Origin of the sequence: Microcoleus sp. S13C4, assembly GCF_036700865.1 — a bacterium.
GTDB lineage: Bacteria > Cyanobacteriota > Cyanobacteriia > Cyanobacteriales > Microcoleaceae > Microcoleus.
On record NZ_JAUBPS010000112.1, the window covers coordinates 1 to 11,586 of the forward strand.

The 11,586-nt window shown below is 46.4% G+C and carries 7 protein-coding genes; 3 read left to right on the forward strand and 4 right to left on the reverse strand.

The window, feature by feature from the left end; translation table 11 throughout:
• The coding region (locus QT996_RS27070) for a CHAT domain-containing protein (protein WP_333050449.1) at positions 1 to 3,735 on the forward strand (3,735 nt) is incomplete at its 5' end.
• Positions 3,736 to 4,133: 398 nt separating this feature from the next.
• On the opposite strand, the gene QT996_RS27075 is transcribed toward QT996_RS27070, so the two are convergent.
• Positions 4,134 to 4,547: a hypothetical protein gene (locus QT996_RS27075; RefSeq protein ID WP_333050451.1), complete on the reverse strand. Its 414-nt coding sequence runs from the start codon at positions 4,545 to 4,547 to the stop codon at positions 4,134 to 4,136.
• Between the two features lie 12 nt (positions 4,548 to 4,559).
• Here QT996_RS27075 and QT996_RS27080 point away from each other — a divergent pair, with 12 nt between their 5' ends.
• Complete coding sequence (locus QT996_RS27080; protein ID WP_333050453.1) at positions 4,560 to 4,712, forward strand: hypothetical protein; 153 nt, start codon at positions 4,560 to 4,562, stop codon at positions 4,710 to 4,712.
• A gap of 210 nt (positions 4,713 to 4,922) precedes the next feature.
• Here QT996_RS27080 and ligA read toward each other — a convergent pair whose 3' ends face one another.
• The 3 genes from ligA to QT996_RS27095 form a co-directional block, all read right to left on the reverse strand.
• The gene (gene ligA, locus QT996_RS27085) at positions 4,923 to 6,947 is read right to left on the reverse strand and encodes an NAD-dependent DNA ligase LigA (protein WP_333050457.1); all 2,025 of its coding nucleotides are present in this window, start codon (positions 6,945 to 6,947) and stop codon (positions 4,923 to 4,925) included.
• A 170-nt stretch (positions 6,948 to 7,117) separates the two neighbouring features.
• Positions 7,118 to 8,182 (reverse strand): vWA domain-containing protein, encoded by a 1,065-nt coding sequence (locus tag QT996_RS27090; protein WP_333050459.1) that lies wholly within the window; start codon positions 8,180 to 8,182, stop codon positions 7,118 to 7,120.
• 134 nt (positions 8,183 to 8,316) lie between these two features.
• Positions 8,317 to 9,297: an Npun_R2479 family HD domain-containing metalloprotein gene (locus QT996_RS27095; RefSeq protein ID WP_333050462.1), complete on the reverse strand. Its 981-nt coding sequence runs from the start codon at positions 9,295 to 9,297 to the stop codon at positions 8,317 to 8,319.
• A 285-nt stretch (positions 9,298 to 9,582) separates the two neighbouring features.
• Here QT996_RS27095 and QT996_RS27100 point away from each other — a divergent pair, with 285 nt between their 5' ends.
• A complete protein-coding gene (locus tag QT996_RS27100; protein ID WP_333050460.1) occupies positions 9,583 to 11,328 on the forward strand; it encodes an alpha/beta hydrolase in 1,746 nt (581 codons plus the stop codon).
• Positions 11,329 to 11,586: the final 258 nt, after the last annotated feature.

Below are 11,586 nucleotides of genomic sequence, written 5' to 3' on the forward strand. Positions count from 1 at the left end.
AATGCCACGAGTTTGACGACAGATGCTGGCGGCACAACTCAAGTCAAGGGAAATGTCACTACAACTGGCGCTCAAACTTATGGAGATGCAGTTACAATTGCCAATAATCCCCTTCTCTCCGGCAGCGACATTACTTTCAACAAGACAGTTGACGTAGCTGGCAATCTCGGTATTGTGGCTGATAATGTTAATCTCAAAGGAACTGTAACAACCACCAATGACGGCACGCTCACAATTACCAATAAGGTGAATCTCAATATTGAGAAGAACTTGAACTTAGACGGTGCATTTATTCAAAATGGCGGGGGAAATGTTGCGGTTAGCGGAAATATCACCACAACTAATGATAACATTAGTTTTAGCAATCCAGTGACATTAAAAGCGCCTGTAAATTTTACACTCGGAGATGCAACAATTGCTTTCGGTTCTACTTTATCGGCAGGTAGTAACCCGCTGAATTTAACAGCCGGTGAAATTAATTTATCGGGAAATGTTTCCGGTACGGGCGCGCTAACGCTGCAACCGGCAACAGTCGGCCAAAATATTGTTGTTGGCGGAATTGATAACAATACTAGCGCTTTAGATTTGACTGCATCGGAAATTAGTTTAATTCAAAATGGATTTAGCTCGATCACGATCGGGCGATCGGATAGCCGCGCCAAGATTAGTATTCCCTATAATCTCACATTTTTCGACCCAGTAAATATTCAAACCGGAACTGGTACGATCGCACTTGATGGCACTATTACCGGACTTGACAACAGCAGTGTTGCTCTCCAAGGTTCAAGAATTAATTTGAACTATGGCATCAATACAACTAATAATATAGATTTGACGGGCAACGTTCAACTAGGAAACCCGGTTAATCTCAAAAGCAGCGTTGGTAGTATTAATATAAAAGGTGCGATCGACGGCAATCATTTGTTGGGCTTAGATGCCGCGAAGGGTAATGTGCTACTGCAAGGAAATATCGGCGAAACAAAGCCATTATCTGTTGTGAACGTTACTGCATCCAATGCGGAATTTATCGGGAACGTTAAAAGCAATTCTGGTTTTAACATTACGGCTTTAAATACTAAACTAGGCGGGAATCTTACAACTAATAACGGCAACATTAATATTAGCAATGCTTTGGTTTTGACAAAGGATGCGATATTTAGTACCGCAGGGGGAAATATTGCTTTGGGTGCGATCGACAGTGACAGCATTAATGCCCGCAACTTAACTCTAGCCTCCGGTAGCGGCAGCATCACTTTCAACGGTTCGGTGGGCGCCACCAGCAAGTTAGGAAATTTGGCGATCGACAATGCTGGCAATGTGACAGGAAACTCGACAATTAACGTGCAACAATTTACAGCACTAAACACGGAAAAAGTCAATTTATCGGGAGATGTCACCGCCGGCAAAGTCGATATTACTGCCAAGGGCGATATAAGTGTTAAAAATATTACTACTAATGGTGGAGAAATTCTATTTACAAGCGGTAACAATTTCACCGCAGGCAATTTGAATACATCGGGAGACAGTGGCGGAAACATAACTGTTAAAGCGATAACTTCAATTACAGCGGGACAAATTAACTCTAGCGGTATAGTCGGAAATGCCGGTAATGTGTTCTTAGATCCGATCGGCGATATTCAAGTAGAGTCGATCAATGCCCAAGGCGGTACAGGCGGCGCCGGCGGCGATGTCACAGCAATAACAGGCAATTTTTTCCGCGCTACGGGTACTTTTTCAACACCACTGTCGCCGACAGGATTTGCTAGCATTTCTACTGCTGGCGGCACAGGTGGTGGCAAAATTACAATTGTCCACGCTGGGGGAGATGGAGGGACGCCGATTCAACCGTTTGTAGTCGGAGATGCTGCTAGCAACGGTACGGCGGGTCCAATTACAACGGGACAATCTACCATTACATCGCAGTCGTTTCCGCGTTCTAGTAGTGTTGGTAATATTGTGTTTTCAACTGATGACGCGATCGACCCGACGCCAACGGAGCCAACTCCCCCTGATGTTGTAACTCCCCCTGATGTTGTAACTCCCCCTGATGTTGTAACTCCCCCTGATGTTGTAACTCCCCCTGATGTTGTAACTATAAATCCCCCTGATGTTGTCACTGTAAATCCTCCTGATGTTGTCACTGTAAATCCTCCTGATGTTGTCACTGTAAATCCCCCTAATGTTGTCACTGTAAAACCCCCTAATGTTGTAAATGTAAAACCCCCTGATGTTGTAACTGTAAAACCCCCTGATGTTGTAACTCCCCCTGATGTTGTAACTCCCCCTGATGTTGTAACTCCCCCTCTGATCGATCCTACGGAAAGACAAGTGCCCGCACGGCAACCCTCAACCCTCGATCCAGAAGACTTTCAACCCCCCAAAATTCCATCGCTACCCAATCACTTGCCCCCCGGTAACCAACTGCCAGAAGTTACCAGCAGCGAATTATCACTAAGAGTCAACCCTATTTCTAATTTAGTTCTGGGATATGTTCCGTCTCCCGATCGACTTTTTGAAGGTAACGATATCCAGAAAACAATCTGGGGAATCGAAGAAATGAGGAATCAAGAATTTCGAGAATACCTGGGGGTAGAAGCCAACATCCCAGAGGAAAAAGTCTTGATTTCGACAGCACAACAAACTTTACAAAATATCGAACAGCAAACCGGCAAGCGGTCTGGTATTGTCTACATAGTCTCGCGAGAAGATCGACTGGAACTAATTTTAGTTCCTCCCGCCGGGTTGCCGATTCATTACAGCGTCCCCGAAGCCAACAGAGCAGCTCTTTTCCCCACCGTCCAGGAGTTTCGCAATGAAATCACCAATCCCGCAAAACGCGATAGTACCAGTTATCTAGCCGCCGCCCAGCAACTATATAAATGGGCGATCGCACCCCTAGAAAAAGACTTACAAAACTTAGGAATTCAAACTTTGTTACTGTCAGTCGATCCGGGACTGCGAAGCCTGCCCTTTGCGGCTTTGCACGACGGTAAAGGCTTCTTGATTGAAAAATACAGTTTCAGCCTAATTCCGAGTTTTAGTTCGATTAATACCGATTATAAATCTGTTAGAGACGCCACCGTGCTAGCCATGGGAAGGTCAGAATTTGTTGACCAACAGCCCTTGCCCAGTGTGCCGATCGAGTTGCAGGCGATTTCGGCTCAGTGGCAGAGTCCATCTTTCCTCAATTCCACTTTCACTTTAGATAATCTCAACTCGGAACACGCCAAGGGAGGATTTCGGATCGTTCATCTAGCAACTCACGCTGAATTCAAACCGGGAAAAGCGAGCAATTCCTACATTCAACTGTGGAATTCCAAATTGCAGCTCGATCGCATGGAGAGTTTAAATTGGCGCAATCCGCAGGTAGACTTGTTAGTATTGAGTGCTTGTAGAACTGCTGTGGGCGATCGGGAAGCAGAGTTAGGTTTTGGAGGTTTAGCAGTCAAATCCGGCGCAAAATCTGCTTTAGGGAGTTTGTGGTATGTTGACGATGGAGGCACTTTGGGGCTGATGAGCGAATTTTACCACCAGTTGCAAGGAACCACAACTAAGGCAGAAACTCTGCAACTTGCTCAACAGGCGATGATTGCTGGTAAAGTTCGGATGGAAAACGGACAGTTAGTAACAACAGGCGGCAAGTTAAATTTACCTGCTAATTTACAACAAGGAAACCAAAATTTTTCTCATCCTTACTACTGGAGTAGTTTCACCATGATCGGAAGCCCTTGGTAAGCTGCTATTTTTATTTTTCAGTCTCCGCTTGTTAGGGACGAAAGTTTCTACTTTAGGAGCAATGTTTCCTTGCGGCGGTTGGGGGCGGGTTCCTCCCTGAAGAGATCCCCAACCGCCGAGTGTTATCGGGGGTTTGGAACTCTATTTCTGTTTCATCACCACCCAATTAATATCATCCAAAACCTTCGGCTCGCCAATATACTGCCGCACATCATCTATCACAGATTACCTAATGGCAATAGCAGGTAAGCCTACTTACCTGCTAATTTACAACAATAAAAACCAGAGTTTTCCCCTCTTTATTGCTGGAATATTTTCACGGTGAGATTTTTTTGTAACTCCCATATTTTAAGTAGCAAATCTGTTCCTTGAACAATTATGTCTAACCCGCAGATGCTCTATCTAGGGTTGGTCTGTCTCGGATTTGGGGCCGCAGTTCCATAATTGACTCGACAACCGATGTTGAACAAACTCGAACTGCACTCAAGAGGGACAATCTGCTGGTCGAGGAGGGCGCTGCAACTGACATACTCGTCGTTATTAGTATCTCTTACCATACATTCGATCGGGTTAGCTCCCGATCGCGCCGACCAACTCTTCATACCTACCACTGCAATCATATGCTGCCAGTAGAAAGCAAATAGCAAAACTCCCAAAAGTACAGCAACTGCTAATCCTACTTTCAATTTCCAACTATTTAGGACGTTTCCCAAACTATTTTTCACGTTTTCCACTCCCGAAATTGAGCTGTCGGTAGTTATTTCTGGAGTTGTCAAGTTTGTTTGTGTTTGTTCTGCTGGAATTTCCGACATAATGTATCTCCTATGATTGCTGGGACTTGGCTAATCTGGCAGTTGCGATCGCTATTGCAAACTTTATCAAATTTTAGCAAAACTAGCCAGTACCGACAACCGATGCGGGCAGCACCGCCGGGAAGTATGTATATTCACCAAGTGCGCTCCTCTTCGTTGGCGTAGCCCCCGTAGGGGCGGGCTTCGCTAACGCGATTTCTATGCCTTTTGAGGTATTGCCCAATTCGCGATCGGCTATTTTCCACCTAGGGAATTAGAATTGTTGGGGATGTTCTCCGAAAACGGCTCAAGTGAATCAGCTTTTTTACGAATTGCAGACGGCGCAGAGGGCGTAGATAAAGAAAAAAGAGAGATATATTGACTTTCACCAATCATTTAGGGTTTCGATAGCAGTTCTAATAACTCAGCTTCCGAAAGTAGTTCTACCCCCAAAGATTGAGCCTTTTCTAACTTAGAACCCGCATCTTCTCCCACAACCACATAATCTGTTTTAGCACTCACAGAACTTGTTACTTTACCTCCAGCTTTTTGAATCAAATCTTTAGCTTCATCTCGCTTCAAAGTAGGCAAAGTTCCTGTAAGCACAAAGGTTTTGCCTGCAAGTTGTAAATTTGTGCTGGCTAAATTGGAACTTTTCACTTCTGAGTGCAATTGCAAGCCAGCAGTTTTCAACCGTGCAATTAAACTTTGATTTGCCGGCACTCGAAACCACTGATAAACAGCTTGAGCAATTTCCGACCCGATGCCGTAAACCCCCTCAATCGAGGCCGCCGATACGGCTGCTAACTCTTCCACATTGGCAAACCTTTCTGTCAGCAATTGAGCGTTGACTGTGCCGACGTGGCGGATGCCCAAGCCGTAAAGTACGCGCGACCAAGGTTGATTTTTCGATTGGGCGATCGCACTTACCAACTTTTCTGCTAACTTCTTACCCATGCGTTCCAAACTCATCAATCTTTCCGCCGTCAAATCGTACAAATCCGCCGCAGAATCCACCAGATTGCTATCAACCATCTGCTGCACCAACTTTTCCCCAACACCGTTAATATCCAGAGCATCCCGGCTGCAAAAATGAATCAGCGAACCCCTCAAAATTGCTGGACAAGATGTATTGATGCAGCGAGTAACGGCCTCCCCCTTTTCCCGAACCACAGGCTGTTCGCATTCGGGACAGCAACTAGGCATTTGGAAAAGTTGAGCATTTTGGGGGCGAAGTTCCGGCAAAACTCGCACAACTTCTGGTATAATTTCCCCAGCTTTTCTGACAATTACAGTATCGCCAATATGGAGATTTAGGTCGGAAAGTCGATCGCTGTTGTGAAGAGAAGCCCGCGAAACTGTCGTTCCAGCCAACTGCACAGGTTTCAGTTCCGCTACAGGCGTCAGAGCCCCGGTTCTCCCTACTTGCACGGTGACAGCTTCCACAATTGTAGGGACTTCGGCAGCGGGATACTTAAGTGCGATCGCCCAACGCGGAAACCTCTGAGTAAAACCCAATTGTTTTTGCAGTAAAACCGAATTAATCTTAGCAACAACCCCATCCGTCATGTAAGGCAAATTTCGCCGTTCAGTATCCCAATATTCGTAATACTCGCGAACCTCATCCAAAGAATAGCAAATTTTGCGATTGGGATTTACCTTAAACCCCATTCTTCGCAACAATTCCAACGATTTGCACTGCGTTTTCTCCTCGTTATCCTCATCTAAATGCAGAGTATAAGCAAAGAAATCCAACCGTCGCTTATCCACAATTTTAGAATCCAACTGTCGCAGGGTACCCGCCGCAGCATTGCGAGGATTAGCAAACAATTGTTCCCCCGCTTTTTCCCGTTCCCGATTAATTTCCTCAAACACAGCTAAAGACAAAAAAGCCTCTCCCCGCACTTCCACCACAGGCGGCGGGTTATCTAAATTGAGCTTTAAAGGAATCGAACGTATAGTCTTGACATTTTGAGTAATTTCCTCTCCGGCAATGCCGTCTCCCCGCGTCGCACCACGGACTAAAACTCCATTTTCATAGGTTAACGCTAAAGCAGAACCGTCTATTTTCAATTCGCAAACATATTCAGCAGTTAATTGTTGATTATCTCCTGCTACCCTTTGCCAGCGTTCCTGCCATTTAGCAAACTCCTCAAAATTAAAAGCATTTTCCAAACTGTAGAGAGGAATATTGTGCTTGACGCTAAAAAATTGAGTAGCAGGCTGTTCTCCCACGCGCTGAGTCGGACTTTCCGCAGTAATTAAGTCAGGATAATCCGATTCTAACTCTTGCAACTGACGATAAAGTCGATCGTACACCTCATCAGCCATAATCGGCGCATCCAAAACATAATAAGCATAGCTAGCTTCTTGTAGCTGCTGCCTCAACTGTTGAATTTGGTGTTCTATTTCGGGCTGCATATTAATTTAAAAGTGTATATTTTTTAACCGCAGAGGCATAGGATCAAAACAAATCCTATAGTCATCGAGGCACCAACTATTTGTATGGTGCTTATGGCGCACCTTACTTATAGCGAATTTTACCACGCTTTGCGTCACTCTACGGTTGTAGTTAAGAGATTTAATATTGATTAACGAGCCCAATCTTCTACTTCATAAAGAAAACGACTTCCACCTATCAGCTTCCGATTTGCCGAGGTACTTTGCACAAAAACCGCATACTTTTCTAGATTGCTCGGTTTAATGCGAACTGTCTCACCCATGGGCAAACCCAACATTTCTCGCGCCGCTTCTCCTTCAAACAAATCCCCTGTCGAACGTTCCATCAGCACAATTTCTTTCTTACCTTGGATAGTTTCGGTTTTAGTAAACTCATAAAACCCGCGCCCGGTTTTAAAAGTCAAACCATTCTCCAGAACAAAAGCTTTAATTGAAATCTCGCGGTCAACTTCTAGAATCTGAAATCTCCCCGGTTTTACGGTTCGCAATTCTGCCGATTCGTACGCAGGGGCGCCTTCCCGCTTCAGCATGGTATCAAACATCTTGTTTAATCCGCGACTCATGCGACCTTGAGTGACAACTTCTTGTTCGTAAGCTTGCAGTTGTTCGTTAGATGATTGTTGATAACAAACTGCTAAAAATAAATCTGTGATGTATGAAAATTGGTCAAGATTGAGGTGAAAACCCCCGGACTTTTCGGCTAGTTCTTGGTAGAATAAAGTGGCGTGGTGACGGTTGAGAGCTTGGATGCCATAAACGGCAATTCCCATCTGTGCTAACTTATCTACTTCTTGACGCCAGTTAAGTTTTTGAGGAGTTTGAGCGGGTGCGTGCGGGATGTCGTCGCCAATTAGTACCAATGTTTTGGAATTAGTTGGAGTCCAAGAAAGTGACTGAGCTTCGTGCAAGACTAATTCATAACATTCTGGAGCATCGCCACCGCCAGTTGGCTCTACATTTTGAACAAAATTGCAAATCGTGCCCACATCGCCGGACAAATCGAGGTGTTTAGTTACGTATGTGCTGCCAGCATCGCAATAGTCTCCGTGGGCAATAATGCCAATCCGAATGCCAGGAATTTCATCGAGCAGTCTTGTTACCGTCTCTTTGATTCTTCGACGAACTTGTGTCAAACAAGGGTACATACTGCCAGTTGTATCAAAGCTAAAAACGACTTCAATATTGTTAGTTTCCATGACCTAACTCTCCCTAACACACAACTAATTATTAGCTCTAATATAGCTTACAAAAAAGGATACAGCAACTAGACATCCAATCTTTTCCTAATGAGGATGCGTGTTTATAGCTGCCGAATTCTGCGCGTAAATCATCACAAATTTAAGTCGCGAAAATCCTTAAATTCCTTGCTCTCCCCGGGCAGGACAGGTTGAACCTTCTCACTATCGTGTTCGCCGTTCAAGCTATTATTGGCGTGGGATTTGATTAATCCTTGAGCGTTTGTCTTGTTAAAAGCGATCGGTTCAGCGTGTTCTACCTGAAACACGTTAGCGTAGAGGTTGGCAATAATCTGTTTGCCTCCCTGGGTCAATTCCAAGTAGTTCAAAGCTGCGGGAATATAGGGGAAAACTCCATTCCAATAAAACTTCGCGTAATTTTGCCGTAAATCTCCCGGAGACTTGTAGCCCAAGATTTTATTAGTGCCGACTTCCTCAAATTCGTAGAACAGGGCACTTATTTTTCGCAGGTAATTGGGGTCGCTCAACTGACCGATCAAATCGGCTGCCCTGGCGAGTCCAGAATAATTATTTCTGTCTTGATGAGTTTCGCTAGCAGGAACTGGGAAGCGAGTCAATTCTATATTGCGCTTAATTTGTTCGGCATCAATTAATGTGTGACCGCCGAAGCGTTCGTCAATTACGAGTTTCCCTCGATCGACATGATAAGCAGTTAAACTAGCAGAAGTGGCCCCGATCGGCACAGAAACCATTTTCCCCTCAACACCCGTAGCGTAGAGTCCGACAGCTTCTTGGTCTTGGCGGCAAACACCTTTCACGTAGCCGATATCGTGGCACAGCAGCGAGATCAAGTAGTGGAGCCAATCTTCCGGCGACACACCCCCTTCCCGAATATGCTTGCCCCGGAGAATCTCTTGTCCCACCAAAGCCACGAGCATTGTGTGTTCCACATTGTGGTACAGAGCATCGCAATTAGCGATATTTTCCAGAGCCATAGTCCCCGCCCAGGCGATAATTTCAGGGTAGTCAGGCTTATACTTGCCGTAGGTGCGACGGTAGCCAGCCTGCAGCTCTTGCACAAAAGCGTCAATCAGGATAGCAGTTGCATTGAACATCATAAATTCTCCCACTCAGACTGTAGTTACAAACTCGATCGACAATATCTTGCATAGCTGAAAAAATAATCAATGGGCCTTCCAGCAGGTTTGACCCCTCGGCGTTGAATTTTAAATTTCAGCTAGCCTTGTAAAATCAGAAAATTACTTTTAGGCTATGCTTCCCAAGATAACCTAATTTCCGAAGCATCCGAAGCAACAGATCGATGCTTCGGCATTAAATATTGGCGAAACAATTTACATGGTTTCACCGACTAATTATTAGAAGTCCTAGGTGTGAAAGTTATGAACAGTCTGTTTCCGAGTCTCTCCACAGCAGCCCTTCGCACTCGGCGGTCGATCGCCTTAAAATACCTAGGATTGTTTGCATTCACGGCTGTTTGCACCGCCACACCGGCAATGGGTGCCGAGCGAATTTACGTAACTTACGGGCCGCTAGAAGAATCAGTTCCCATCGAATCCCTGGCACTCTTCGCCAAAGAAGGCAAAATAGACTCGAATTTGGACGGCTTCGCTCAGTACATCAAAGAATCTCAGCAAGCTGAGATTCGCAACGCCCTGCAAGCGAAAGCTGAAATCAGCCACGTGACGATCGCCCAATTCCTCTACACGCCTCAAGGAGAAGTGCTGCTGAAACGCTTGGGGCGACTGATTCAAACCAAAGCTCGGCAGCCCGGATTTTACGCCATCCGAGCAGCCCTGATTTTAGCAGCCTCAGATCCAGAAGGCTTGACAATCGTCAACGTGCTGCGGAAATTCCCCACTTACGGCATCAGGATTGACCTCGCCCGCGGCTTGGCTATCGCCAACGAGCTGACATCGCTGATCAACCGTTCCAATCAGACGATCGCCGGAGTCACCCAATTGTCCGAAGCAGAAGCAGCCTTAGAATCGGCCATACTGCCCGCTCAAATGCTACAGCCCCAGCTACCGGGCCCCTATACTTGGAACAAATCCTCGGTAACTGTTAGGAGTCCAAATCGCGATCGCACCTTTGATATGGACATTTACCTGCCGCAGCGCAGCCCGCAACCGGCGCCAGTAGTAGTAATTTCCCACGGTGTAGGTTCCGATCGCCTGTCTTTCCAGTATTTAGCCAAACACCTAGCCTCCTACGGCTTTGCCGTCGCCGTCCCCGAACACCCCGGCAGCAACGCCCAACAAATCCAAGACTTAGTAACAGGCAGAGCCAATGAAGTAGCAGAACCCGAAGAATTTGTCAACCGCCCCCTCGACATCAAAGATCTGCTCGATTATTTAACCCAACTTTCTACAACCGATCCGGCCTACCAAGGGCAGCTCGACTTGCAGCGAGTTGGCGTCATCGGCCAGTCTTTCGGCGGCTATACGGCTTTAGCATTAGCCGGGGCGGGGATTAATTTTGCACAGCTAGACAAAGACTGCCAGCTCGAAAACGAGACTTGGAACCTCTCCCTGCTGTTACAGTGCCGCGCCCGCAGCCTAGAGCGGAAGCAGTACAATTTCGAGGACCCGCGCATCAAAGCTGCGATCGCCGTTAACCCGATCGCCAGCAGCATTTTCGGAGAAACAAACCTCAGCAAAATCCAAATCCCAGTCATGGTAATCGCAGGCAGCGCGGATACCGTCGCCCCCGCTTTACTGGAACAAATTCAACCCTTCACTTGGCTGACATCGCCCAACAAATATCTGGTACTGATGAACAATGGGACTCACTTCTCAACGATCGAGGATTCCCCTCAAAGCCTCTTTCTGCCACCACCAGAGGTCATCGGGCCGGAACCAGCGTTAGCCCGCCGCTACCTCAGCGGACTCAGCCTAGCTTTCATGGAAAGCTATTTGAACAACAAATCAAATTTCCGCCCGTATTTGGAGCCATCCTACGCTTTAAGCATCTCCCGAGACACTCTGGGGCTGAGAATTTTGCGATCGCTCACCCCGCAACAACTCCAGCAGTTCAGGCTTTCTCCACCTCCTCGCATCCCGGCCTCTCCCCCTGTCCTCGCTCCTGTTTCTCTACCTTCTCCACTTCCCATAGCTCCCGCTCGTTAGGGTTGAGGTGCCCCGAAGAGCAGGCTGGCATATCTTTTCACCCGGGGGCGATGGCGTCCCGCCCCGCAAGCTACGGCCATCTCTCTGCTTTCATCAGCTTTCCTAATCACACTCATCAGTTAAACTGTCGCTCAACCCCTTTACAAACCTTAACAACACCGTTAATAATAGAAACATCATCCGAACATTGAAAACCAAATAAAGCAATCATAAACAAATGACAACAACCTTACAGCAGCGCGAAAGCGCCAATGTCTG

Coding starts and splice junctions, on each gene's coding strand:
- QT996_RS27075 (WP_333050451.1), bottom strand. CDS start 4,547: ATGTCGGAAATTCCAGCAGAACAAACACAAACAAACTTGACAACTCCA.
- QT996_RS27080 (WP_333050453.1), top strand. CDS start 4,560: ATGATTGCTGGGACTTGGCTAATCTGGCAGTTGCGATCGCTATTGCAA.
- ligA (WP_333050457.1), bottom strand. CDS start 6,947: ATGCAGCCCGAAATAGAACACCAAATTCAACAGTTGAGGCAGCAGCTA.
- QT996_RS27090 (WP_333050459.1), bottom strand. CDS start 8,182: ATGGAAACTAACAATATTGAAGTCGTTTTTAGCTTTGATACAACTGGC.
- QT996_RS27095 (WP_333050462.1), bottom strand. CDS start 9,297: ATGTTCAATGCAACTGCTATCCTGATTGACGCTTTTGTGCAAGAGCTG.
- QT996_RS27100 (WP_333050460.1), top strand. CDS start 9,583: ATGAACAGTCTGTTTCCGAGTCTCTCCACAGCAGCCCTTCGCACTCGG.